Source organism: Saccharomonospora cyanea NA-134 (genome assembly GCF_000244975.1).
GTDB lineage: Bacteria > Actinomycetota > Actinomycetes > Mycobacteriales > Pseudonocardiaceae > Saccharomonospora > Saccharomonospora cyanea.
Genome location: NZ_CM001440.1, coordinates 2,358,885 through 2,385,820, shown reverse-complemented (window position 1 = coordinate 2,385,820; position 26,936 = coordinate 2,358,885). Strand labels below are relative to the sequence as shown.

9 protein-coding genes are annotated in these 26,936 nt (G+C 71.2%); 1 reads left to right on the top strand and 8 read right to left on the bottom strand.

From position 1 onward, the window contains the following. Positions 1-11 precede the first annotated feature (11 nt). Genes SACCYDRAFT_RS11195 through SACCYDRAFT_RS11160 form a run of 8 tightly spaced genes read right to left on the bottom strand, consistent with a single transcriptional unit; the run spans position 12 to position 24,619 of the window. The gene (locus SACCYDRAFT_RS11195) at positions 12-1,316 is read right to left on the bottom strand and encodes an ATP-grasp domain-containing protein (RefSeq protein WP_005456240.1); all 1,305 of its coding nucleotides are present in this window, start codon (positions 1,314-1,316) and stop codon (positions 12-14) included. Then, a complete protein-coding gene (locus SACCYDRAFT_RS11190; protein ID WP_005456238.1) occupies positions 1,313-2,632 on the bottom strand; it encodes an ATP-grasp domain-containing protein in 1,320 nt (439 codons plus the stop codon). Before SACCYDRAFT_RS11190 ends, SACCYDRAFT_RS11195 begins: the two co-directional genes overlap by 4 nt. Beyond that, positions 2,629-8,184, bottom strand: a complete 5,556-nt coding sequence (locus SACCYDRAFT_RS11185) for a non-ribosomal peptide synthetase/MFS transporter (protein ID WP_005456235.1) — start codon at positions 8,182-8,184, stop codon at positions 2,629-2,631. Before SACCYDRAFT_RS11185 ends, SACCYDRAFT_RS11190 begins: the two co-directional genes overlap by 4 nt. Then, entirely contained in the window at positions 8,181-11,309 is a 3,129-nt protein-coding gene (locus SACCYDRAFT_RS11180) for a non-ribosomal peptide synthetase (RefSeq protein WP_005456234.1), read from the bottom strand. Before SACCYDRAFT_RS11180 ends, SACCYDRAFT_RS11185 begins: the two co-directional genes overlap by 4 nt. Before the next feature lie 7 nt (positions 11,310-11,316). Beyond that, positions 11,317-16,764 (bottom strand): type I polyketide synthase, encoded by a 5,448-nt coding sequence (locus SACCYDRAFT_RS11175; protein ID WP_005456233.1) that lies wholly within the window; start codon positions 16,762-16,764, stop codon positions 11,317-11,319. Position 16,765: 1 nt separating this feature from the next. Continuing rightward, positions 16,766-20,326: a non-ribosomal peptide synthetase gene (locus SACCYDRAFT_RS11170; RefSeq protein ID WP_005456232.1), complete on the bottom strand. Its 3,561-nt coding sequence runs from the start codon at positions 20,324-20,326 to the stop codon at positions 16,766-16,768. Between the two features lie 41 nt (positions 20,327-20,367). Continuing rightward, complete coding sequence (locus SACCYDRAFT_RS11165) at positions 20,368-21,120, bottom strand: thioesterase II family protein (protein WP_005456231.1); 753 nt, start codon at positions 21,118-21,120, stop codon at positions 20,368-20,370. Further along, positions 21,113-24,619, bottom strand: coding sequence for a beta-ketoacyl synthase N-terminal-like domain-containing protein (locus SACCYDRAFT_RS11160; RefSeq protein WP_005456230.1), 3,507 nt, complete (start codon positions 24,617-24,619; stop codon positions 21,113-21,115). Before SACCYDRAFT_RS11160 ends, SACCYDRAFT_RS11165 begins: the two co-directional genes overlap by 8 nt. A gap of 481 nt (positions 24,620-25,100) precedes the next feature. Between SACCYDRAFT_RS11160 and SACCYDRAFT_RS11155 the strand changes: the two genes are divergently transcribed. Further along, positions 25,101-26,903, top strand: coding sequence for a glycoside hydrolase family 3 protein (locus SACCYDRAFT_RS11155; RefSeq protein WP_005456229.1), 1,803 nt, complete (start codon positions 25,101-25,103; stop codon positions 26,901-26,903). The last annotated feature ends 33 nt before the right edge of the window (positions 26,904-26,936 follow it).

Below are 26,936 nucleotides of genomic sequence, written 5' to 3'. Positions count from 1 at the left end.
CCGACGGACCCTCAGTCCAGCGGTTCCAGTTCGATACGGACCAGTTTCGTCACCTCGTCGTACAGTGCGGCGAGTTCGTCGTGGTCGGTGAATCCGGCGACGAACACGTTCACCGCGTAGACCTCCTGCTCGCCGCTCAAGACCTGTCCCGGCGACACCGTGGTGACGATGCTGATCACTTCAGGCAGCTCCCGCACGGCGTCGAGGCCGTGGATCGCCACCAACCGTCCACCACCAGGCGGGTAGACGATCAGCTCGCCCAGCGGCACGGGAATCCGGTTCCCGGCAGGCGCCGGGCGCGGCAGGCCGGCTGCCGCCGCCACGAACTCGGCGAACATGTCGACGCCGGTGTGCAGCTTGATCAGTTCCGCGGTCGCGCCTCCCACGGGACGGCCGGCGTTGATCTCCACGATCGTCGGCCCGGCGACCTCGTCGTCGATGACCTCGACGTGTGCGACGGTGTTGTCCAGGTCCAGCGCGAGTACCGAACGCACGACGACGTCGGTGATCGCCTCGGCGCGCTCGCCGGACAGCGTCAGCGGTGGGCAGGCCATCGCCAGCTCGAAGGCGCGCTCGTCGATGAGCGGTTTGTCCACGATGGCCACAGGCTCGGCGACGCCGTCGGAAACCACCACGTCGACCATGTACTCCGGTCCACGCAGTAGACCCTCGACGAGGAAGACCCGTCGTGGGTCGAGCGAGCCGCCCGCGCGGTCGGCCACCGGCCGGTGATAACGCGCGTCTGGTGCTTCCGGCAGGCGTCGCGCCAGCAGCGCGCATGCCTGCGCGAGCTCGTCGGTCGACCGTACGGTCCGCACCAGGGTGCTCGCCGCGCCGTTGACCGGTTTCACCACTGCGGGCAGCCCGACCGACTCCGCTACCGCGGTGGCTTCCGAGGTCTCGGAGACGAGCGCGTGCCGAGGACCGGGCAGGCCGGCCTCAGCCAGGAGCTGCCGCACCGCGAACTTGTTGTGGGCCAGGCGAAGCACGTCGGCCGGGCACCGGCCCACGCCGAGCAGTTCCGCGGCGCGGGCGGCCGTGGCGATGATGTCCTCCGCCGCGGTGAGCACGCCCGCGGGCCTCGCCCCGCCCGTGGCCGCGCGGATCCGTCCGGCCACCTCCTCGGCATCGCGGATGTCGGCGATCACACACACGTCGTCGGCCAACCCGGCCAGGTCGGCGTGCTCGTGTTCGGCCACGGCGGGTGTGACCACCGCTGCGCGCAGACCGAGCGTGTGCGCGGCGTCGACCACGCTCGAAAGCCAGTGCGCGGGGGTCTCCCGGAGCACGAACACCGTTCTCCCCGCCTCGTTCACGAGGTCTCCTCCAGTTCGAACCGGACCTTCTTCGCCGCCTCGTCGTACAGGGTGGCCAGGTCGTCGTGGTCGGTGAACCCGGCGACCACGAGGTTCACGCCGTACACCTCCTGGTCGTCGTTGACCAGTTCGCCGGGGGTGAGGGTGGTGACGACGTCGATGACCTCGGGAAGTTCCGCGACCTCGTCGACACCGTGGACGGCCACGAGCCGTCCACTCTCTCGCGGGTAGAGGATCAGCATGCCGAGCTGGATGGGCAGCGACGGCGCCTCCCGCTTCGGGGGTGGCGTGCCGAGAGCGAGCGAGGTCGCCTCGGCGAACACGTCGACGCCCGTGCGCAGTTTCGCCAGCAGCGGCATGATCGACCCGGCCGGGCGGCCCGCGTTGATCTCCACGATCGTCGGCCCGGCGACCTCGTCGTCGATCACCTCGACGTGCGCGACGGTGTTGTCCAGGCCGAGTGCCCGGATCGCCTCGCACACCGCGTCGGTCACCACCTTCGCGCGCTCGGTGGTCAGCCCGAGCGGCGGGCAGGACAGTGCCAGCTCGAACTTGTGTTCGTCGATCAGCGGTTTGTCCAGCAGTTCGACCGGTTCCACCTCACCGTCGCGCACCAGCACGTCGATCGCGTACTCCGGCCCGCGCAGCAAGCCCTCCACCAAAAAGACACGGGTGGGGTCGAGCTCCGGTTCCCCGGCGCGGCCGGAGACCGAGCGGTGGTAGCGCGGGTCGGTCGACTCCGGCAGCCGGGTCGCCAGCAGCCGGTAGGCGTCGGCGAGTTCGGTCACCGTGGTCACGGTGCGCACGAGGTTGCTGCCCGCGCCGTTGACGGGTTTGACGATCGCCGGTAGCCCCACGTGATCGGCGACGGCGGTGGCCTCCTCCGCGTCGCCGATCAGCGCGAACCGTGGGCCGGGCAGCCCGGCCTCGGTCAGCACCCGGCGTACGGCGTGTTTGTTGCGGGCGACGGTGAACACCTCGGCGGAGCACCGAGCCACGCCCAGCGCTTCCGCTGCCTGGGCGACCACGGCGACGAGTCCGTCCGAGCCGGTCATCATCCCGGCGGGCCGCGCCCCACCGGTCGTCTCGTGCACGGCGACGAGGAGTGTGCCGAGATCATGGACGTCGTCGACCGCGACGACTCCGTCGACCACCTCGGACAGCGCGGCCGCCTCCTCCTCCGGCATGGGAGGTGCGAGCAGCACCGCCCGCAACCCGGCCGCGTGGACGGCGGCCGCGGCCTCACCGACCCAGTGCCCGCGTGACTCCCGCACCAGCAGTGCCGTGCGTGACCAGTCGGCCGTGCTCCGACTCATCGGTTCGTCCCTCCTGCCAGTGCGGGTGTGCGTTCGCTGTCGTCGGTGTCGTCGGTGTCGTCGCGTCCCGGTTTCCCGGTGTCCTGACTCGCCTTCCGCTCCCGTTCCTGTGCACCGACGAGGTCGTCGGGCAGCGAGTCGGGGACCTCGGTGTCGAAGCGGCGCAGCAGCCGCAGTGACAGCCCACCGAAGTTGACCGCCAGCATGAGCAGTCCGAACACGACGTAGGCCAGGCCGGTACCGCGCCCCTCGCCTGTGCCGAGCAGCTGACCGACCGAGTCCGCGAGCGATCCGCCCGGCACCATCATCGGCTCGAACAGGCCGACGGCCAGCGGCGCGAGCAGCGCGAAACCGAGCGGCAGCGTCGACCAGGTGATGGTCTGGTTCAACGCGAACACGCGGCCGTGGAACCGCTGCGGCACCTTCACCTGCACGATCGTCGCGTAGATGCCCTGGGACATCGACATCGACATGGCCATCAGGAACACGCCGACCGCCACGACGACGAACACCGGCCGCAGCCCCATGATCAGGCATCCGGTGGCGATGCCCATGTTGCCCACGAGCACACCGATCATGCGCCGGTTCTTCGGGCCGCCCCACAGTGCCATCGCGATCCCGCCGCACACGGCGCCGAGCGCCTCGGCCAGCGCCACCTGGGCGACGTCGGTGACGGTGCCGAAGGACAGCACCAGCGGGGTCATGAGCACCATCGCGGGGGCGAGGAACACGTTGGCCAGCGCGAAGTAGGCCAGCATCGTGCGGAAGCCCTTGTGGTTCCACGAGTAGTGCAGCCCGTTGCGGATCGCGGTGAGCAGTGGTTCCCTCGGCCGCCAGCCCAGCAGGTCGGGGAACCGCACCAGCAGCAACCCGACGATCGCGAGCAGGTATCCCGCCATGTCGATGAGGAGGATGCCGTGCAGCTCGACCACGGCGAGCAGCCCTGCCGCGATCACCGGCATCAACAACTGCGCGAAACCGTTGCTGATCTGCGCCAGACCCATCGCGTGCCCGAGGTACTGCTTGGGTACCAGTTGCGCGATCGAGGACTGGTAGGCGATGCGCTGGAACGACCCCGCGATCGAGCCCAGCGGCACCATCAGGTAGATCAGCCACAGCGGATGGATCCCGTTGAGCAGGAACAACGCGAGTGCCAGCTGGACACCGCCCGCCGTGGCACTGGCGATGATCATGATGCGTCTGCGGTCCACCCGGTCCACCAGCGCACCCGCCACCGGCAGGATGACCACACCGCCCAGCAGCACCAACGCCCACAGCAACCCGAGGTTGGTCACCGATCCCGTCTGGGTGTAGAGCCAGATGGGCACGGCGAACGAGGTCAGCGCGGCCCCGGTGGTGGACACCAACTGGCCGATGGTGATGGTGACGAACCGGCCCATGCTCGGCCGCACCTTCGGTGTGTCGTCCACGGTGACCTCGTGGGCGTCGTGCAGCGCCCAACCCGCGTCCTCGCCGCGGGTGGCGACGTGGAGTTCGCTGGATTCGCCGACCTGCCCGGCACGCACGGCCGGATGGACCCGCGTGACGATCTCGGCGAGTTCGTCGGCGCGGTAGCGCAGGAAGAAGTGCCCGGCCTGGTCGAGTACCACCAGCGCGGTGGTGTCGGTGAGGAACTCCCACTCCCGGTAGCGTTCCTCGTAGTAGTCGGTGACCGGGTCCTCCGAGCCGACCACGGAGATCATCGGCGCCCGCAGTTTGGCCACGCGGCGGTCGAGCAGCTCGCTGAAGTACTCCTCGGCGGCCCGGCTGTCCTCCCGCATGTTGCTGATGATCCGGTCGGCCTGCTCGGGATCGAGGTCGTCGGTGTCGACGCCCATGCCCTTGAGCCAGTTGGAGTAGAAGCGATTGCTGCGCAGTTTCTCCAACCTGGTGCGCAGTGAGCCGACCACGCCCCTGATCCGGGCGAACGGGAAGATCGCTCCGATGTAGACGACTTCCAGCTCCCGGCCGCGTTCCTCCAGCCTGCGGGCCACCCCGACGGCGAGCGCGTTACCGACACCGCAGTGGCCGTAGACGGCCAGGGGGCCGTCGATGCGTTCGAGAATCTCGTCGGTCAGCCGTTCCACGAGTTCGTCGAACGGCATCGCCTCCTCGGACAGGCCGACGTCGTGGCCGGGGATGGCCACGGAGTACAGCGAGTACCCCTCGGGCAGCGCGTCGGCCAGCGGTTGGTAGACGATCGCGCTGCCACCGCCGTAGGGCACGCAGACATAGGTCAGCGTGCGTTCGCCCGCCGGGACGGGCTTGGTGAGTTCGTAGAGCAGCCTGCGGGGGCCGTCGTCGGTGCCGGCGTCACCGTCGACGAACTCGGCGAGGGTGCGGACGGTGCGGTTGCCGAACAGGTCCATGACGCCGACCTGACGAGCACCGTCACCGAACTCCTTGCCGATGCGGGCGACCACCTGGGTGGCGAGCATGGAGTGCCCGCCGAGATCGAAGAAGTCGTCGTCGACGCCGAGTTCGTCGACCCTGAGCACGTCCCGCCAGATGTCGGCGAGCCGTAGCTCGGTGGGTGTCGTGGGTACCACGAGTTCCTGGCTCGTGTCACGGCTCGCGACCGGCGCGGGCAGCGCCTTGCGGTCGAGTTTGCCGTTCGGGGTCAGCGGCAGTTCCTCCAGCGCGACGAACGCGGCGGGCACCATGTAGTCGGGCAGGGTGCGCTTGAGCGCGTCCCGCAGCGTCGCCGCGTCGCCCTGTCCCACGACGTAGGCGACGAGCCGCTGGTCACCCGGGGAGTCCTCCCTCACGAGCACCGCCGCGTCACGGACCCCGGGTCGGTCGCGCAAGGCGCTTTCGATCTCCCCGAGTTCGATGCGCAGACCGCGCAGCTTCACCTGGTGGTCGATACGGCCGAGGAAGTCGATCGTGCCGTCGGGGCGCCACCGCGCGAGGTCGCCGGTGCGGTACATGCGCTCGCCGTCGGGGTGGAAGGGGTCGTCGACGAACTTCTCGGCCGTGAGTTCGGGGCGTGCGTGGTAGCCGTGGGCGACGCCGACCCCGGCGATGTGCAGTTCGCCTGCGACTCCGATGGGGCACGGGTTGCCGTGCGGGTCGAGAACGTGGACGCGGACGTTCTGGATCGGAACCCCGATCGGCACCACGCTGACCTCGGCGAGCGCGTCGGCGGTGCAGTGCCAGGCGGTGACGTCGATCGCGGCCTCGGTGGGCCCGTACAGGTTGTGCAGTTCGCAGTGCGGCAGGCGGGCGGTGAAGTCCCGCGCCACCGCCAGCGGCAGCTCCTCCCCGCTGCACACCACCCTGCGTAGCGCCGTGCACGCCTCGACGCCGTCCCCGGCGAGGAACAGGGTCAGCATCGACGGTACGAAGTGGGCGGTGGTGATGCGTTGGGAGATCAGGAGGTCGCGCAGGTAGGTGACGTCCTTGTGGCCGCCGGGTTCGGCGAGCACCAACCGTGCGCCGGTGAGCAGTGGCCAGAAGAACTCCCACACCGACACGTCGAAGCTGGCCGGGGTCTTCTGCAGCACCACGTCGGTGCCGTCGAGCCGGTAGGCGCGCTGCATCCAGTCGAGCCGGTTGACCACGGCACGGTGCCGGTTGGGCACGCCCTTCGGCTTACCGGTGGAGCCCGAGGTGTAGATCATGTAGGCGATGTCGTCCGGCCCGGCCACGGGTTCGGGCGCGGTGCCGGGCAGCGCGGCGAGTCGCCGTACCTCGTCCTCCTCGTCCAGCACGAGCACGCTCGCCTCACTGGCCGGAAGCACGTCCCGGAGCTCGGCCTGCACCAGCACCACGGGCGAGGCGGAGTCGGACACCATGAACGCCAGCCGCTCGGCCGGGTACTCCGGGTCCAGCGGCACGTACGCTCCCCCGGCCTTGAGCACGCCGAGCAGCGCGACGACCAGTTCCACCGACCGCTGTGCACACACGCCCACGAGAGTGTTCGGCCCGACGCCGAGGTCCCGCAGGCGGTGGGCGAGTTGGTTGGCGCGCCGGTCGAGTTCGGCGTACGACAACGACTCGTCACGGAAGGTCAGGGCCACCGCGTCGGGGGTGCGAGCCACCTGCTCGGCCACCAACGCGGCCAGTGTGGTCTCCGGGACGTCGACCACCGGACCGGCCGCGCTGCGGAGCACCAGCTCCCGCTCCCGGTCACCGAGCAGGTCCAGTTCGGACACCGGGCGGTCGGCGTCGGTGACGATCGAGCGCAGCAGGGTCACGAGGTTGTCGGCCATCCGCGCCACGGTCGCCTCGGTGAACAGGGCCGTGTTGTACACGAACTTGCCGAGCAGCCCACCCGCGACCTCCACGGCGTGGAACTCGAAGTCGAACCGGGTGGCGGGCGCGTCACCGGGTTGCCAGCGGAACTCGACGTCCGAGGAACCCGCCTCCGCCAAGCGGCCCATCTGGTAGTTCTGCAACGCGAACAGCACCTGGAACACCGGTGAGCGGCTGACGTCACGGGAGACGTCGAGCGCGTTCACCAGCTTCTCGAACGGCACGTCGGCGTGGTCGAAGGCGTCCAGCACGATCCGCCGGGTACGGGTGAGCAGTTCGGTGAACCCCTCGTCCCCGGCGACCCGGGCCCGCAGTGGCAGCATGTTGACGAACATGCCGACCACGCCCTCCAGCTCGGGCAGGCTCCGTCCGGCCGCGCTGGAGCCGACGGCGAAGTCGTCCTGGCCGGAGTACCGCGACAGCAGTACCTCGTAAGCGGCGAGCAGGGTCATGAACAGCGTCGCACCGTGCCGCTCCCCCAGCGCCCGCACGTCGGCGAGCAGGTCGGCGTCGACACGGAACTCGTACGCGGCGCCGTCGAACGTCTGGGTCGCGGGCCGCGGCCGATCGGTGGGCAGCTCCAGCGGCTGCACACCCTCCAGCGCCCGGTGCCAGTGCTCCAGCTGCTTCTCCAGCGCCGCTCCGGTCAGGGTTTCGCGCTGCCAGCGCGCGAAGTCGCCGTAGCCCACGGTGAGTTCGGGGAGCGTGGCGGCGTTCCCGGCGCTGAGAGCGTGGTAGTGGGCGGCGAGGTCACGCAACAGCAGGTCCACCGACCAGCCGTCGCCCGCGATGTGGTGGGTGCACACGACGAGCAGGTGGTCGTCGGCGGCCAGGCGCACGAGTGTGGCCCGCAGCAGCGGACCGGCCGTCAGGTCGAACGGTTCGGTCGCCGCCACCTCGACCGCCCTCAACGCCTCGGTCTCGTCGGCGGCGTCGACCAGTGTCAACGGCACCGGGACGCTCGGCTCGATCCGCACGTGCGGGCGGCCCTCGTCGTCGGCGGGGAACCGCATCCGCAGCGCCTCGTGCCGTTCCGGCAGCGCCCGCAGGGCGGCGTGGAGCATGTCGGTGTCGAGGGGGCCGGTGAGCCGGATCGAGATCGGGATGGCGTAGGCGGCGGTCCCGGGAGCGAACTGCTCCATGAACCACACGCGCTCCTGCTGGTAGGACAGCGGGACGTCGGCGCCGTCGGGCCGACGCGGGATCGTCGGCGCCGCGGTGGCGCGGCGACGGAGCCGTTGTTCCAGCAGCGCGCGGCGCGCTGCCGCGCGGGCCGGGTCGTCGATGGTCGTCATGCGCGCTCGTTTCTCTGCTCTTCGGCCAGCAACCGCTGGACCTCCTCGTCACTGAGCTCGTCGAGAGCGGCGAGCATCCGCTGTTCCACCTCGGCGGCGAGTCCCGCCACCGTGGACAGCGAGAACAGCTCGCGCACCCCCAGTTCGACGGCGGTCTGCTGCGTCAGGCGCGCGAGCAGCCGCATCGCCGACAGCGAGTTGCCGCCGAGGGCGAAGAAGTCGTCGTGCGCCCCGACCCGGTCCACGCCGAGCACGTCGGTGAACAGCTCGGCCACCAGTTCCTCGGCCGCTGTGCGGGGCGCGACGAACGGTTGCCCGCCGCCACGCTCGGGTGCGGGCAGGGCGGCCCGGTCGAGCTTGCCGCTGGGAGCCACGGGCAGGGCGTCCAGCACGACGTAGCCGGTGGGCACCAGGTAGTCCGGCAGCGCCCTCCGCAGTGCCGAGCTCCACGCGGCCACACCGTCGGGGTCTGCGGCCGGGGGTCCGACGAGATAGCCGACAAGGTTGCCGTCGCGGACCGCCACGGCCGCCTCCCTCACGCCCGGCAGCGTGCGCAGGGCGGCTTCGACCTCACCGGGCTCGATGCGGTAGCCCCGCAGAGCGATCTGGTCGTCGCCACGGCCGAGGTAGTCGAGGGTTCCGTCGATCCGCCACCGCGCCAGGTCACCGGTGGCGTAGACCCGCCCTCCCGCCACCTCCAGCTCGGGGAAGCGTTCGACGGTCGACTCGGGGCGACCGAGATAACCGCGCGCGAGCTGAGGGCCCGCGACGTACAGCAGACCCACCACACCGGGCGGCACCGGACGCAGTCGCTCGTCGAGCACGTAGACGCGCACGTTCGGCATCGGCCTGCCGATGCTCACCGGTCCGGGAGGGAGGGGCTCACCCGGGGTGAACCGCGCCGCCACACACCCCACCGTCGCCTCGGTGGGACCGTACTCGTTGGTGATCGTCGTGTCCGGATACCGCTGTCGCCACGCGGCGACGGCGTCACCGGTCAGCGCCTCACCGCCGAGCACCAGGTCACCGGAGGGGAACTCCTCCTCGGACAGCAGCGCGAGATGGGTGGGAGTGGCCTTGACGAACGTCGGCCGCCCCGCCGCCGCGTCCACGATCGTCCCTCCCGCCAGCAGTGGGCCGAACAGCGTGGTCACGGTCAGGTCGAACGACGCGGACGTGTGCAGCAGGGCCCGGCCGGACAGGCTCGGGTACTGCCGGCACGCCCACGACAGGTAGGCGACCACGGCGCGGTGTTCGACCTGAACGCCCTTGGGCCGTCCTGTGGAACCGGACGTGTAGAGGACGTAGGCGAGGTCCCCGGCCTGTGCCGTCGGCGGAGGGTCGTGCTCCGGCAGCTCCGCCCACTGACCGGGGTCGTCGAGGGCGAGGACGGTGGGCCCGTCCTGGCCCGCCGGGCCGGACGCCGCCCAGGCGGGAGGCAGCTCGACGGTGCCGGAGGTGAGTACCGCACACACCGCCGCGTCGGCCGCGATCAGGGCCTTCCGCTCGGCGGGATGGTCGGGGTCGAGCGGCACGTAGGCCGCCCCGCTCTTGAGCACGCCCAGCAGCCCGACGAGCAGGTCCGCCGAGTTCGGGGCGCACACCCCGACCACCGTGCCCGGAGCCGCGCCGAGCCCGCGCAGTCGGTGTGCGACCCGGTTGGCCGCCGCGTTGAGCCCGGCGTACGTCAGCTTCCGTCCGCCGAAATCGACGGCGACAGCGTCCGGAGTGGACCGTGCCCGCTGCTCGACGAGCCCGTGCACGGTGGCGGTGTCCGGATACGGTTCGGTCGTGTCGTTCCACGTGTGCAGTACCCGCTCGCGTTCGGTCTCCGACAGCAACGGCAGGTCGGACAACGTCAGCCGCGGGTCGTCGAGCGCGGCTGACAGCACCCGCAGGTAGCGCTGGACCAGCGACTCGGCGGTCGCGCGGTCGAACAGGTCGGTGCGGTACAGCAGCCGTCCCCTGTCGCGGGTCAGGTCGACGGTGAGGTCGTCCTGTGCCGTGGCGTAGGGGATCGGTTCCAGCCCCGAGTCGGGGATGAAGTTGAACCCCAGCTGGTACAGCGGCTGCACTCCGGCGTCGCGTTCGGTGACCACGGTCTGGGCGACGAGCTGGAAGGGCACCTGCCCGTTGTCCATCGCGTCGAGCAGCGCCGTCCGTGCCCGGCCGACGAGGTCGGCGAACGTCGGGTCGCCGCCGCAGTCGACGCGGATCGCGAGCTGGTTGACGAACATGCCGACCAGCGGCGCCAGCTCGGGCAGGTCCCGTCCCGCCACCGGCACGCCGACGACCACCTCATCGGCACGGGAGATCCGTGACAGCAATGCGACGTATCCGGCGAACAACACCAGGAACGGGGTCGCCGAAAGACGGCCGCCGACGTCCGTGGCGCGTTCCAGCAGCCCCTCGGGCAGCACGAAGTCCACCTGGTCCCCGTCGAACGTGACCTTCGCGGGGCGGGGCCGGTCGGTGGGCACCGTGTGCACGGACGGCATCCCCGCCAGGTGGGCACGCCAGTAGTCGAGCTGCCGCGCCAGCGCACCCGCCTCGACCTGCCCGCGTTGCCACGCCGCGTAGTCCGGGTACTGGATGGCCGGCTCCGTCCACCGAGGTTCACGCCCCTGGTGGACGGCGTCACACGCCTCGTTGAGGTCCCGGGCGAACACCACCACCGACGTGGCGTCGAAGACGGCGTGGTGCACCACGAACGTGAGCACCCACTCGTCCTCGGCCAGCCGGCACAGCAGCGCCCGCCACAACGGCGCGGCGTCCGTCGGGATCGGCCGCCGCGCCACGGCCAACGCCAGCTCCGCCGTCCGCTGTTCCCGCTCGTCCTCCGGCAGCGCACGCAGGTCGTGCACCTCGGGCTCGATCGGGACGTCGGCCCGCACCACCTGCACCAGCGCATCGCCGTCGAGCACCAGGCACGCGCGCAGGATCTCGTGCCGGTCCACCACCAGGCCGAGTGCCCGCCGCCACTGCTCCGCGCTCAGCGGCTGGTCCTGGCGGATCTGGCACGGCAGGTTGTAGACCGCCGACGCCGGGTCGAGCTGGTTGGCCAGCCAGATCCGTTCCTGGCCGAAGGAAGCCGGAAATCTCCATTCCTTCGTGTTCTCACTCATGTCGCCGCTACCGCTTTACCTTGGGGATGGTGGTGGTCTGCTGCTCCGGCTGGGTCCGCTGCGTGGTCCGTTCCGGCGCGGGGTCGGCCTCGGCGGTGAGCTCCTCGATACGCGCGGCCAGCTCGGCCACGGTGGGTGCTTCGAACAGGGCTTTCATCGCCAGCCGCGCGCCGGTCGACTTACGCACCTGGGCGATCAGCTGGATGGCCACCAGCGAGTTGCCGCCGAGGGCGAAGAAGTCGTCGTGCAGCCCGATCCGCTCGACACCGAGGACCTCCGCCCACTGGCGGGCGATCTCGATCTCCAGCTCGGTGCGGGGCGCGACGTAGCCGTCGGCGTCCCCCTGGCCCGGCTCCTGGGTGGCGGGCGCGTCGGTCTGCCCGGCCTGCTCCAGTTCCTCGGTGGTCACGCGGCGGGCGAACAGGTCGCTCACCGGGCGCGTGTTGACGACCACCTGCGGTCCGAGTTCGGACGACAGGGCTCGCAGGAACGCCTCGGCGCCGTCCACCGGACGAATCCCGCCGGTGTCGGTGTCGCTGTCCGGTGTGGCCGGGCGGGAGCTCAGCCCGCTGTTCACGGCCGCCTGGTCGACACGCCGGAGCACGAAGTCGGCGATCTCCACCACGGTCCTGCCCGACTCGTCGCGCAACGTCACATCCGCCGCGATCACCTCGTCACCGGCCGAGTCGCGGTAGGTGAGGTGGCTGGTGAACGTGCTGGGCAGCGGGCCGTGCACGACGACGCGCCCGTAGCTCAACGGCAGGTAGGTGCCGCTGCCCCGGCCCCGGCCGAACGCCGTGGCCACGTCCAGCAGTGCCGGGTGCAGACCCCAGGCCCCGGCGTCGCCCGCCGCCGCCTCGGGGGCGCTGATCTCGGCCAGCTCCTCCCGCTCACCCAGGTAGTGCGTGCGCAACGCCGCCCAACGCGGCCCGAAGGTGACCATGCTGGTGCGACCCATGCCGAACGCGTTGTCGTCGTCGAGCACCCGGCAACGCGCCGTGATCCCCGCGACGTCCACCGTGTCCACCGTGTCCACCGTGTCCACTCCAGACTTGTGCGTGGCCGCGACCCAGCCCGCCGAGCCCTTCACGTGCACGGTGGTCACTCCCGCGATCCGGCTGGTGACCGTGAAGTCGGCCCCGTCGAACTCGACGCGGTACTCCGCCGAGGCGCCGTCCGGCACCGCGAACGGGTCGAGGAACACCACGTCGCGCAGCTCCACGACATGTCCCTGTCCCGGTGAGGGCAGCACCTCGGTCGCCGCGGCCCGCACGGTCTCCAGGTGCGCGGTCCCCGGCACCACCGGAACGCCGCCGATACGGTGTTCGTCCAGCACCCAGTGCGTGGCCGCCGACACCAGGCCGTGGCAACCGGACTCGGTGCGGGCGGTCAGGACCGGGTGCTCGACCACACCACTGGCCACCGAACCACCGGAGGTGCGGATGGCGGTCGGCGCGGCCACCTCGGCGGCCATGCCGACCTCGGCCCAGCCGCCCCAGTTGTGGGAGACGACGCGGCACCGCCACCCGTGGTCACCGCGCGCGTAGGCGTCGAGGAAGTTGTTCGCCGCGCAGTAGTCGACCTGGCCGAAGTCGCCGGACACGGCGGTGACCGACGAGCACAGGGCGACGAAGTCCAGCGGCAGGTCCGAAAACACCTCGGCCAGCGCCACGGTGCCCGCGAGTTTCGGGGCGAGCACGGCCTCGGCCACAGCCCGCTCCTTGACCTCCGCGACACCACCACCGGGCACACCCGCGGCGTGCACGATCCCGTCGAGCCCACCGAACTCCGCCTCGGCCAGAGCGCGGACCTCCCGCAGCCGACCGGTGTCGGCGACGTCGGCCGCGACCACCCGCACGACCGAGCCCGCCCTCTCCATACGGCGGATCGCCAGAATCGCCCGTCCGGTGCGGCTCGTACCGCCGTGCTCGGCGAGGTGGGCGTCCCACTCGTCACGCGGCGGCAGTCCGGTGCGGGTCACCAGGATCAGCCGGGCCCGCACACGGCTCGCGAGGTGCTCGGCGAGGGTGATGCCGATGCCGCCGGTGCCGCCGGTGATCAGGTAACGGCCGCCGTCCCGCAACGCGGGTGTGACGCCGTCGGTGCTCGGCACCTCCACCTGGGCGTAGTCGAGCATCCAGCGGCGGCCACCGCGCAGCGCGACCTCGGCCACCGCGTCGGCGGGTCGGAACAGCTCGGCGACCACACCGGCCCGGAGATCGGCCGGGTCGAGATCGATGCGGCGCACCACCGTGCCGGGGCTCTCCAGCGACACCACCCGCGCGATGCCGGCCAGCGTGGCGTGTTCGGGCCTCGTCAGGTCGGTACCGGTGACATCGGTGGTGCCCGTGGACAGGATGTCGAGCCGCGCCGACTCACCTCCCAGAGCCTGGATGAGCGCCAGCAGGCTGAAGAAGCCCCGCTCCTGGGCGGCCATCACCGGCTCGCCCGCCTCCGGCACCGCCCACGCGTGCACGAGCCGGTCCGGTCGGTCGTCCCCCAGCGCGGCCAGCAGCGCGTCGTAGTCGCCGCGCTCCCCCGGCCGGACGGTGAACCCACCCTCCGTGGCCGCGAACGCCTCACCGGGCCGCACTTCCACCACGCTCACCCCGGCCTCGCGCAGCAGTTCGGGCAGCACCTCGTCGTCGACGAACGCCAGGCAGCGCTCGAACGGCTCGCGCCGCAGATCCGGTTCGGCCTGCCGCCAGGTCGGCACCGCGAACCACTCGCTCAACGGCAGCGGCCCGCTCGGTCCCTCCGGTCGCCCGGTGACCGCCTGGGTGCCGGTGGTGTCCGGGTCGATCCAGTAGCGCCTGCGCTCGTAGGGGTAACCCGGTAGCGACACGCGGTGGCCACCGGACTGGAACGCCTCGGCGTCGAGGTCGACTCCAGCCGTCCACAGTGCACCGGCCGTTCCGTAGAGCGTTTCGACGTCGCCGAGCCTGTCGGTGCGGCCGGGCAGACTCGGTTGCGGCACCGGCATGCCCTTGGGCACCTGGCCGCGCGCGAGCCCCACCAGCTGGTGGCCGGGACCGCACTCGACCAGCGCCCACCGCTGCCCCGACTCGAACAGCGTGCGCACGCAGTCGCCGAACCGCACGGCCTGGCGCAGGTGCGCGGCCCAGTAACCGGGATCGGTGGCCTGGGCGTCGGTGATCCAGTCGCCGGTGAGGTTGGACAGGAACCGCACGGTGGGAGCCTGCCGGGGCACGGCCGCGACCGCTTCGGTGAACTCGTCGAGGATCGGCTCCATCATCGGCGAGTGGAACGCGTGCGAGGTCACCAGTTCACGGCTGTTCACGCCGGACCGCTTGAGCTCGCCCGCGAACGCGGCGACCGCGTCGGCGGGCCCGGCGACCACGCACGTGCCCGGGCCGTTCACCCCGGCGATCGACAGGGTCTCCGGCAGCCGGGCCACGACGGAAGCCTCGTCGAGCTGCACGGCCAGCATCGCGCCCGGCGGCATGGACTGCATCAGCTCGCCCCGCCGCACCACCAGGTGCAGGGCGTCGGCCAGGGAGAACACCCCGGCCACGGTCGCGGCCACGTATTCACCGATCGAGTGCCCGATCATGGCCGCCGGTCGCACACCCCAGCTGCCCCACAGCCGGGTGAGAGCGTATTCCAGCACGAACAGCGCGGGTTGGGTGTAGCGGGTCTCGCGCAGTGTCCGCTCGTGAGCGCGGTCGAACATCACCTCGCGAATGTCGGACAGGCCGCCACCGCTTGCCAGCAGCGCGGCGCACTCGTCGACAGCGGTGGCGAACACCGGTTCGCCGCGGTACAGCTCGGCGCCCATCCCGGCGTACTGGGCTCCTTGCCCGGAGAACAGGAACGCGACCTCGGTGCGCGTGTCGGTGACGACCCCGGTCGTCAGGCGGCGCGGGTCGCGCAGGCCGTCCACCGCGTCCTCCGGGTCGCGCGCCACCACCACGGCCCGGTGCGGGTACTCGGTGCGTCCCGCTCCCAGCGTGTAGGCCACGTCGGTCAGATCGAGGTCGACGTCGGCGGCGAGCCTTTCGGCCAGCGCTTCCACCGACGCCGTCAGTGCCGTCGCGGAGTTCGCCGACAGGCGCAACAGGTACGCTGACCTCGGCTCCCTCGTGTGGTACGTCGGCGGCGCTTCCTCCACGACCACGTGGGCGTTGGTACCGCCGACCCCGAACGAACTCACCCCGGCCCGGCGTGGCGTGTCCCCGGGCTCCCATTTGATCACCTCGGTGGCCGGGTAGAACGGGGTGCCGGGGAAGTCGATGGCGGGGTTGGGTCGCCGGTAGTTGATCGTCGGTGGGATCAGCCCGTGCTCCATCGCGAGGACCGTCTTGATCAGTGAGACGACACCGGCCGCCTGCGACAGGTGCCCGATGTTGGACTTGACCGACCCGATCGCACACCACCCGGTGTCGGCCACGCCCTCCGCGTACACGGTGGACAAGGCGGTGATCTCGATCGGGTCGCCCAGCGCGGTTCCGGTGCCGTGGCTCTCGACGTAGGTGATCGTGCGTGGGTCCACACCGGACATCGCGACGGCGTCGGCGATGGCGTCGATCTGACCGGACACGCTCGGCGCCGAGAAGCCGACCTTGGTGGCACCGTCGTTGTTGATGGCGTTGCCGCGGATCACGGCGCGGATGTGGTCGCCGTCGACGAGCGCGGCGGACAGGCGTTTGAGCAGCACGACCCCGGCACCGCTGCCCCACACGGTGCCGTTGGCTTCGGCGTCGAACGCGCGCACGTGCCCGTCCGGTGAGGTGAAGCCGTCCACTCCGAGGTAGCCGACTCCGTGTGGGATCTCCAGGTTCACCCCGCCCGCCAGCGCCATGTCGCACTCGCCGTTGCGCAGCGCCTCGCATGCCAGGTGTACCGCCACCAGCGACGTCGAGCACGCCGTGTAGACGGCGAGGCTCGGGCCGCGCAGGTTCAGCTTGTACGACACCGACGTGGTGAGGTAGCTGGGCTGGTTGCCGGTGGCGATACCGATGCCACCGTGCTGGGAGTCCATGATCCGCTGGTTCCGGAACAGGTTCTCGATCAGGTAGGACGTCTGCCCCGCGCCGCCGTACACGCCGATGGAGCCCGCGTACCGCGCCGGGTCGTAGCCCGCGTCCGTCAGCGCCGCGTGGCAGGACTCCAGGAAGACCCGGTGCTGCGGGTCGGTGATCTCGGCTTCCCTGCTGGTCATGCCGAAGAGCTCGGCATCGAAGTGGTCGAACTCCTCCACGACGGTGGTGGCGTTGACCCAGCTCGGGTCGTCGAGGTCCTCGGGCTTGGCACCGCGTGCCAGCAGTTCCTCACGGCCGGCGGGGGTGACCGATTCGACTCCGTCGACGAGGTTGCGCCAGAACTCGGTCAGGTCGGCCGCCCCCGGGACGCGGGCGGCCATGCCCACGACGGCGATCGGTTCGACGCCCGGCGCGTCGGTGTCGACGTCGGGCTCGGGGTTCGGCTGGGTCACGTCACTGCTCCTTCTCGGGGGTGCTTCTCGGGCGGCCTGCCCGTCGTGGTCTTCGGGACTGCAGGCGGTCGCGCCGAGCCGCCAGTCGTCCGGCCGTGCGCGCGGTCCGGTCAGCGCGGGCGGTTCCGTGCAGGTGGGCGGCCAGCGCCCGGATGTTGGGGTGGGTGAACAGGTCGACCAGCGGGATCGCGCGACCGAGCTGGGCGCAGACCCTGGCGTGGACCTCCGCCATCGCCATCGAGTGACCGCCGGCGTCGAAGAAGTTGTCGGTGGGACGGACGGAGGCCACCCCGAGGACGTCGCACCAGATCGCCGACAGCGTCCGTTCGGTGGCGGCGACCGCGGCCGGGTCGGCGGTGTCCGCCTCGCCCGCTCCCCCCTGCCGCACCGTAGGGCGGACGGCGCGGGCACCGGGTGCGAACTCCCGCACCGCCGGGCGCGGCAACTCCGGCGCGCCCTCGCCCACGGGACGCTCGGGCGCGGTCGCGAGCGCGGCCACCATCCCCAGGTAGTCCTCGGCCAGTCCCGCCATGCGGGCGGCGTCGAACAGGTCGGGGTTGTACAGCAGTTCGATGCCGTGCTCGGTGACGTAGACGGTGAGGTCGAACGGCGAGCCCGGTTTGTCCACCGGTATCCATTCGGCCCTCGTCCCCGACAGGTGCAGCCGTGGTTCGGCGAAGTTGAGGACGTTGAACATCACCTGCACCAGCGGCGCGCGCGAGGCGTCGCGGTCGACACCGAGCTCCGTGACCAGTCGTTCGATCGACGCGGCGGGGTGCGCGGTGGCGGACAGCAGTTCCTCGCCGCACCGCCGTGCCTGGGTGACGAAGCTCGCGGTCTCGTCCGTGTGCAGCCGAACCGGCAGGATGTCGACGAAGAATCCGGCCACCTCCTGGCAGGCCGCGAGCTGCCGGTCGGCGACGACGGTGGCGACCAGGTGGTCCGTCGAGCCGGTGAGCCGGTGCAGCAGGTGGCCGAACCCGGCGAGCAACACCCCGGCGACCGTGGTGCCCGCGGCGGTGGCCACCTCCCGCACGGCCTGTGCCGCACCGTCGGGGAACGGTCGGGACAGACTCGCGCCACGGTAGGTCTGCACGGCGGGACGCGGCCGGTCCCTCGGCAGCTCCAGGGTCGTCGGCGCATCCTTCAACCGGTCGGCCCACCATGCCAGGTCCACCGGTTCGCGCCGCCGGTCCCGTTCGGCCCGCCAGGTGGCGTAGTCGGCGAAGCCCACCTCGGTGCGGGACAGGGACCGGCCGGTGTAGGCGGCGGCGAGGTCGGCACACAGCAGATTCTGTGACCAACCGTCGAACACCGCGTGGTGCAGGGTGAGCCCGAGGACGTGTTCGTCGGCTCCGAGTCGGTACAGCGTGGCCCGCCACGGCGGTTCGCTGTCCAGTTTCACCGGCGTCGCGGCGTCGGCCGCGAGCCTGCGCCGCACGACGGCCGCCCGGTCGTCACTGTCACTGATGTCGCCGATGTCACCGCTGTCGCCGCGGTCGTCGAGCGAGACGACGGGCAAGGGGACGTCGGTCGCCGGAAGGCACTCGGCCCGCGGCACCCCACCGGTCGAGCGGATCCGCCACCGCAGCACGTCGTGGCGCTCCGACACCGCCCGCAACGCCGACCGCAACGCGGTGACGTCGAGGTTCCCGGTGATCCGGAAGGCGATCGCGATGTTGTACGGCGCGGCGTCCGGGGCGAGCTGGTCGAGAAACCACAGTCGTCGTTGCGACGGCGACAGCGTCGGCGGGTTGCCTGTGCTCAGGTCCGGCCCGGTGAGCGCGGGTGCCTCCGCGACCCGCCGAGTGAGGCCGGAAAGCGTTCGCCCGTTCAGGACGTCCTCGACGGTGACGTCGGTGGCGAGTTCGGCCCGCAGCGCGGCCACCAGACGCATCGCCGAGATCGAGTCGCCCCCGGCGAGGAGGAAGTCCCCGCCGGCGTCCGTGCCGAGCACGCGGCTCCACACGTCGGCCACGACCCGCTCGATCGACGAGTCCGTGTGAGCGACCGCGATGTCCTCACCGGTACCGTCGCCGCTCGGCAGAGCCTGCTCCGCCATGGCCCGCAGAGCACGGCGGTTCAGCTTCCCGGACGCCGCGTCGTACGGCAGGGTCGCCAGCCGCCGGATCACGGCGGGCCGCATGGCCCCGGTCAGCCGCCCTCCCGAGAGAGCGTGCAGGTCCTCGTCGGCCGGTGCGCTCTCCGGCGCCACGAACGCGACGAGCCGGGTGCCACCGGCTCCCGTGACCGCCTCGACGGCGGCGGCGTTCACGCCCGGCACGTCCGCGAGCGCGGCTTCCACCTCACCCAGCTCGATTCGCTGGCCTCGCACCTTGACCTGCCGGTCGGCCCGGCCGACGAATTCGATCAGTCCGTCACGCAGCCGCACCAGATCACCGGTGCGGTAGACCCGCTCACCGGAGAACCCGGCGCTCGGATCGGCGACGAACCGTTGCCGGGTCAGCTCCGGATTGCCGAGGTAGCCGTGCGCCACACCGGGGCCACCGATGAGCAACTCCCCCACCTCGCCCGGCGGCACGGGCGTGAGGTGGGAGTCCACCACGTACGCGCGGTGGTTCGGTGTCGGCCTGCCGATGGGCACCGGATCGACCGGTGTGTCACCGACCTCGTGGGTCAGCACGACGACGGTGGTCTCGGTGGGACCGTAGGCGTTGACGAATCGTCGTCCCGGAGCCCAGCGTGCCGCCAGCTCCGCGGGCACCGGCTCACCACCACAGGCGATGGTCCGCCAGCCGGGCACGGCGGCGGGGTCGAGCAGGGCCAACAGCGTCGGTGTGATGAAGCCGTGGTCGACCTCGTGTTCGGTCACGAACCGGCGTAGTCGTTCCGGGTCGGCCCGGTCGGCGGTTCCGAGCAACTGCACGGCCCCGCCCTGTGCCAACGGCACGAAGACGTCGATGGTGAACGCGTCGAAGTTCGGCGACGCGATCCCGAGTCCCCGTGTCGTGGGTCCGACCCCGAACACCTCGGCCCAGCCGGTGACGAACGCGACGATGTTGCGGTGTGTGGTGAGCACTCCCTTGGGGCGGCCCGTCGACCCGGAGGTGTAGAGCACGTGAGCGGTGTCGTCGGCCTTCGCCGGGCACTCGAACGGCTCGACGGCACCGTCACGCGGCAGGTCCACGGCGCGCACGCCCGGCACCGCGCCGAACTCCGCCACGGCGGCGTCTCCGATCACCAGCGACACACCCGCGTCGGTCAGGATCTCGGCCTGCCGGGTGGCCGGACCACCCGGTTCCAGGGGTACGTAACAGCCGCCTGCCAGCAACACACCGAGCACAGTGGACACCAGGGCGGGGGTGCGGTCGTTGCACACGCCTACGCGTGTCCGGCGTCCCACCCCGTGCTCGCGCAGCACACCCGCGACCCGCCAGGCGTCGGCCACGAGCTCGCGGTAGGTGAGCCGGACGTCCCACTGGCGCACGGCGAGCGCGTCCGGGTTCCTGTCGGCCTGCGCGAGGACCAGATCCGCCAGCGTGGTCTCCGGAAAGGACAGCGGTACCCCTTGGGCGGCCACCGTCGGTGTGGTCTCGTCCACCCACACTCCCCCTGTTCGTTCGGATCGGACTCGGACCTGCTTCACTCCCCTCGCACCGCGACGGCGGCGCGCAGATCGGCGCTCAGCGCGGCGACCAGCTCCTCACAGGACTCGCGCAGGAAGAAGTGACCGCCGTCGAGCACGGTCAGGTGGAACCCCGCGGCGGTGTGCGGCGCCCACGCGCGCACCTGGTCCAGCGGCACGGCGTGGTCGGTGCGCCCGGCGAAAGCCACCACGGGCACCTCGATCGGAGGCCCGGGTACGTACTCGTAGTCGTCGATCCGGGCGAAGTCCGCCCGCAACGCGGGCAGCACCAACTCCATCAGCTCCGGTTCGGCGAGCACTTCCGCCGGGATCCCGCCACCGTCGGCGACCTGACGGACGAGTTCGTCGTCAGGCAACCGGGACAACCCCAGAAACGGGCCCGGGGTGCGGACGTGCGGCGCCCGGCAGGCGCCGGCGTACAGCCGCACCGGCAGCCGTGCGCCGGTCCGGCGCAGCCACCGGATCACCTCGAATCCGACCAGCCCGCCGAGTGAATGCCCGTAGAGCGCGAACGGGCGGCTGTCGTCGTGGGCGGCGAACGCCTCGGCCAGTTCGGTGAGGTCGAACTCCGGGTCCTCACCGAACCGCCGTTCCCGGCCGGGCAGGGCGACCGCATGGACCTCGACGTCCGGCCCGACGAGATCGGGCCAGTCATGGAACACGCTCGCCCCGCCACCGGCATAGGGCAGGCAGTACAGCCGGACAGCGGCGTCCGGCCTGGGTCGACGAGTAAAGAACCAGCTATCCACGAGCACCCTTCACCGGTGGGTCGATCCAATGTCTGCGACGTTGAAACGCATAGGTCGGCAGCGGGATCCGGTGAGCGGAGCGGTCCTGCCAGTGCGCGGCCCAGTCCACCTCGTCGCCCGCCACCCAGCGGGCCGCCTCGTCCGACACCGGTCCCGCTTCCCCTGCGAGGTCGGTGTCCTCGTCGAGGAGCCGGTCGAGCGCGGTGATCGCGTCGGGCAACGTCTCCGCCACCACCGCGGCCCGGCAGCCGAAGGCCCGCCGCCCGACGGCGAGTGTGTAGGCCACGTCGGCGAGCGCGGGCGGCGGCGCGGTGCTGGTGAGATGATCGCGCAGGCGGGCCACGGCCTGCCGGAGCGCGGTGCGGTCCCGTGCCGACAGGGGCAGCACGTGTGGTCCCGGCGCTGTGACGGCGGGAACGGGCGGTGGGGCCTGCCGCACCACCACGTGCACGTTGGCGCCGCCGACGCCGACGGAGTTCACGCCCGCCACGCGCGGCTCGTCACCAGTCCAGTCGATCGGTTTGGTGGGCACCGAGAACGGGCCACCGTCGAGCCGGACTTCCGGATGCGGACTCGTGAAATGCAGGTTCGGCGGGATGACCCCGTACCGCACCGCGAGCACGGCCTTCATCAGCCCGGCGATGCCGGAGGCCGCGTCGAGGTGACCGATGTTGGTCTTCACCGACCCCAGCGCGCGTTCCCGTGCGGGCGCGGCTTCGGCGAAGACCCGGTTGAGGGCCTCGACCTCGATCGCGTCACCGAGCGGGGTGCCACTGCCGTGGGCCTCGACGAAACCGACCCGGTGCGGCTCCACCTGAGCGATCGCCAGCGCTTCGGAGATCGCCGCCGCCTGCCCCGCCGGGCTCGGCACCGCGTAGCCCGCGCGGTTCGCACCGTCGTTGGTCATCGCCCAGCCCGGCAACACCGCGTAGACGTGGTCGCCGTCGGCGAGCGCGTCGGCGAGCCTGCGCAACGCGACGACGCCGACCCCGGATCCGAACCCGGCGCCGTCAGCGGCCACGTCGAAGGCCCGGCACCGGCCGTCCGCCGATGTCATCGGGCCACGCCGCGACCGGGGCCAGGTGACGCTCACGCCCCCGGCGAGGGCGAGGTCGCACCGGTAGTCGGCGAGGTTCTGCGCGGCCGTGCACACCGCCGCGAGCGAACTGGAGCACGCGCTCTGCACCGCCAGCGTCGGGCCGGTGAGGCCCAGCCGATACGCCACCTGGCCCGGAAGGTGGTCGGTGAGCTGGCGGCCCAGCAGGTGCGCCTCCCAGTCGTCTTGATCCACGTGGCCGGTGACCTCGGGATTGCCGAACAGGTGGAACAGGAAGTACCGGTTCACCGAACTCGCCGCGAACACCCCGACCGGGCCCGCCTCGGTCGCCGGGTCCCGGCCCGCGTCCTCCAGTGCCTGCCAGGCGGCCTCCAGGAACAACCGGTGCTGCGGGTCGGTGAGGGCTGCTTCCTCTTCGGTGAACCCGAAGAACCCGGCGTCGAACTCCTCCAGTCCGTCGAGCCGCCCTCCCGCTCGCACGTAGTCGGGGTCGGCGCGCAGGGACGCGCCGATGCCGAGGGCGTCCAGTTCCCCGTCGCTGTAGTCGTGGATCGAGTCCACGCCCGCGCACAGGTTCCACCAGAACGACGCCACGTCCGGCGCTCCGGGGAACCGGCCTCCGAGGCCGACCACGGCGATCAGGTCACTGGGCGTCTCACCGTCGCCGCCGTCGTCGAAGGGCGGTGCCGCATGACGCTCTTCCGGAACGAACCTTCCGGCCATCACCTCGTCGAGATGGTCCGCCTGCGTGGTGACGGTGGGATGCGCGAACAGGTCCACCAGCGCCACGTCCACACCGAAGCGGGCCCGCAGCCGGACCTGCACCTCGCCGAGCAACAACGAGTGCCCGCCGACGTCGAAGAAACCTTCCGACAGGCCTACGCGGTCCCGGCCCAGCACGGCACACCAGATGTCGTGCACCTGCCGCTCGGTCTCGGTCATCGGTTCCGCCGCAGCGGCGACGTCGTCGGTGCCGCCGGTGTCGAAACGGGGATCGGGCAGGGCCCGCTCGTCCACCTTGCCCGTGACGGTGAGGGGGAACTCGGCCACGACGGTCACGGCGGCGGGCACGGCGTAGCCGGGCAGCCGCCGGGCCACGGCCGCGCGCAGGTCGGCCGGTTCCGGACGGTCGACACCGTCGGCCACGATCACGTATCCCAGGAGCACACCGTCGCGCGCGATGACCCGCGCTGACGACACTCCGGCAACCTCGGTCAGGCATGCCTCGACCTCGCCGGGTTCCACCCGGAAGCCACGCACCTTCACCTGGCGGTCGAGCCTGCCCAGGCAGACCAGCGTCCCGTCCTCCTCACGCCGCCCCAGGTCGCCGGTCCGGTACCGGCGGCGACCGTCCTCGGTCGTTCCGAACGCGGCGGTGTCACCGTCGAGGTAGCCGGTGAGCAGGTGGTGTCCGCGGACCTCGATCTCCCCGGTCTCGGGGTGCAGGTCGAGCGCGAAACCGGGCAGAGCTGCTCCGATGGGCAACGGCCCGCTCGCCCAGGGGTCGAGTTCGGCGACGGGTAGGTGGTACTGCGCCGCGAAAGTGACCTCGGTGGCGCCGTAGCCGTTGACGAAAACGCAGTCGGGCGCGAACCGGTCCGCGCCGCGCCGGACGTCGTCGTAGGTGGCTTGCTCGCCTCCGAGCAACACGGTCCGCACGGCCGGCAACCGGCCGTCTCCCAGGGTGTCGAGCAGGTACCGGTACACCGTCGGCGTCGAGTGGTAGACGGTGACGGCGTGCCTGGCGAGGGCGCGCACGGTGTGGTCGATCCCGTGGGTACGGACGTCCACCGGGACCACGGTGGCGCCGGTCAGCAGTGCCGGGAAGAGGTCGGGGATCGCGGCGTCGAAGGAGAACGACGCCAGCAGGCTCAGCCGGTCGGACTCGGTGATCGCGAGGCTTGCGATCTGGTTGTCCACCACGTGCGCCAGGTTGCGGTGGGTCTGCGCGATCGCTTTGGGCTTTCCCGTGGAGCCGGACGTGAACAACACGTACGCGAGCTCGTCGGCGGCCGTCCCGAGCCCCTCGGCGGGAAACGGAGCGGTGAGGTCGCCATCGGCGACCACCACGTGGCGGTCGCTGCCGTGTGCGAGGGCGGCGGCCACCGCCGCGTACTCCGGCGTGGTGAGCAGGACCTCCACGTCCGCCGCAGTGAGCTGGTGTTCGAGCCGGGCGGTCGGGAACTCCGGGTCGAGCGGCACGTAGACGCACCGGGCGGCCAGCGTCCCGAGGATGGCGGCGATCGAGTCGGTGCCGTGTCCGGTGACCAGACCCACCCGGGTACCGGACCGCGCTCCCGCGTCGGTCAGGAGCCGGGCCCGCCCACCAGCCAGTTCCGCCAATCGGGTGTAGGTGACCTCGCCGGTGTCGGTGGCGACCGCGGTACGCGTGGCGCAGCGGCCAACGGTGTCGGCGAACCGGCCGACAATCCCCCCGACCATCGTCAGCCGCGTCCCAGGGAACTCTGTGAGCAGGGCAAATCAGGTGGTGCGGTCACTCTCACTCGGACTCCCGGGGCGCACTCAGGGCGAAAAGTCACGCAAGACTACGTCCAGAGAATTGAAACCGGGACAGCCTCGGGAAAAATGAGTGCCAGTGACGGAGGGTCACTAGCCCGCAAGCCAGATCACCCATTGAGCCGAATGGCCCTACTATCCGTAACCAGTCACCACCCGAACACGATCCGTGTCCTTCCCGCGCCCCTCGACACCAACGGAACGTCCAGGCAGAGACGCGCTGGGGGCTGGCTCCCATGCGCTGAACCAGTTCCCGCTTCAGCACCACCACATCCGACGAGCACCGAGCCGGAACCGCTTGCCGTAGCGGCACTCGATTCGAGCGAATCGAGCAGATTCGTTGTGAATGTGCTTGATCCGGACTACTTTTGCGCACGATCACGCAGAATCCAGTGAAGGAGCGCGGATGCCGGGGCTTGCCAGGAGACACACCGTCAGAGTCGTCACCGCCGCCCTGCTGGCGATGGTTCCCACCGTGGTCCTGCCCGGTGGAGCGTCGATGGCCGAGGGAACCACGCTCCCGGCCGCCGCGGTGCCCGGCGCGGCGTGCGAAGGCCTCGCTCGTAGCCTGACCGCCCGGGCCACCGACGTGGAGAAGGTCGGTCAGCTGTTCGTTCCGTGGGTCGCACAGTCGACGGCGGACGGGCCGACGGAGCTGGAACGACGCCGGATCCAGGAGCGCGGCTACGGTGCGTTCAACTTCAACGGTGGGACGCTGCACGGACCGGAGCACGCGGCGCGCTACACCAACCAGTTGCAGGAGTGGGCGGCCGACACCCGGCTCGGCATCCCGGTACTGCCGACGATGGACATGGAGATCGGCGCCGCGCACAGGTTCTCCGTCATGGGGCCCGGCCGCGGCGTGGCCACCCCGCTGCCCTACCCGATGGGACTCGGCGCCACCCGGGACATCGCGGCGGGTACGACGAGCGCGCGGATCACGGCCCATGAGGCCCGCGCCGTGGGGTTCGCGATGAACATCGCGCCGGTCGCCGACGTGAACACCAATCCGGAGAACCCGGTGATCGGAGTCAGGTCGTTCAGCGAGGACACCGGTCTGGTGTCGGAGATGATCGCCGCGCAGGTGAAGGCGTACCAGGCGAACGGCGTGATCGCGATGCCCAAGCATTTCCCCGGCCACGGTGACACCAGCCTGGATTCGCACACCCACCTGCCCACGGTGTCGTACGACCGCGAAACTCTGGAGCGAGTGCACCTGGCGCCGTTCAAGGCCGCCATCGACGCGGGCGCCGACTCGATCATGACCGCGCACGTCGTGGTCGAGGCCGTCGATCCCGAGCTGCCCGCGACCCTTTCCAAGAAGGTGCTGACCGGGTTGCTCCGCGAGGAGATGGGTTTCGACGGACTGATCGTCACCGATTCCATGTCGATGGCCGCGATCCGCGAGCGATGGGGCATGGGCGGCGCAGCGGTGATGGCGTTCCAGGCCGGCGCGGACATGATCATGGCCAGTGACGACGAGTCGTACGACGCCATCCTCGCCGCGGTGCGGTCGGGTGAGATCACCCGGAAACGACTGGACCAGTCGGTGCGGCGCGTCATCGAGTTGAAGTGCGAGTACGGGTTGTTCCGCGACCGGTACGTCGACCCCGCACGGGCCGCCGCGGCTTTCGGCACGCCCGAAAGCCTGGACGCGGCCGAACACATCAGTCGCGAGTCGGTGACCCTGGTCGCCAATGACGGCACCCTGCCCTTGTCTACCGACGGATCACAGCGAATCGTCGTCACCGGCGTCACCCACGGCGGAACCGCTGATCAGCTTCCGAACCTGGTGTCCGAGACCGAGGCCCGAACCGGGGCGACAGTCGCCGACCACGGCTGGCGGTTCGGCAGTCAACCGAGCGAGGCGAAGATCGACGAGGTCGTGCGGGCAGCGGAAGCCGCTGACGTCGTCATCGTCGGAACGTTCTCCAAGGCCACGCCACCGGCCCAGCAGGTCGAACTCGTGGAGGCGCTGGCAGCCACGGACACACCCGTCGTCGTGCTCTCGCTCGGACTCCCGTACGAGCTCACCGACTACGGCGACGTGGACGGGGCGGTCGCGACCTATGCCGTCGACCTGTGGGGCTCCCCCTCACGGAGCGCGGTGCTGGCAGGCCTGGACGTCGTGTTCGGCGCCCAACCCGGTGGGAGACTGCCGGTGACCCTCGGCGAGCACTACCCGTTCGGGCACGGGCTCACCTACTGAAAGCCGGTCGCCTTCGGTATCACCGCGGTCCGG

Coding starts and splice junctions, on each gene's coding strand:
- SACCYDRAFT_RS11190 (WP_005456238.1), bottom strand. CDS start 2,632: ATGAGTCGGAGCACGGCCGACTGGTCACGCACGGCACTGCTGGTGCGG.
- SACCYDRAFT_RS11155 (WP_005456229.1), top strand. CDS start 25,101: ATGCCGGGGCTTGCCAGGAGACACACCGTCAGAGTCGTCACCGCCGCC.
- SACCYDRAFT_RS11160 (WP_005456230.1), bottom strand. CDS start 24,619: ATGGTCGGGGGGATTGTCGGCCGGTTCGCCGACACCGTTGGCCGCTGC.
- SACCYDRAFT_RS11185 (WP_005456235.1), bottom strand. CDS start 8,184: ATGACGACCATCGACGACCCGGCCCGCGCGGCAGCGCGCCGCGCGCTG.
- SACCYDRAFT_RS11180 (WP_005456234.1), bottom strand. CDS start 11,309: ATGAGTGAGAACACGAAGGAATGGAGATTTCCGGCTTCCTTCGGCCAG.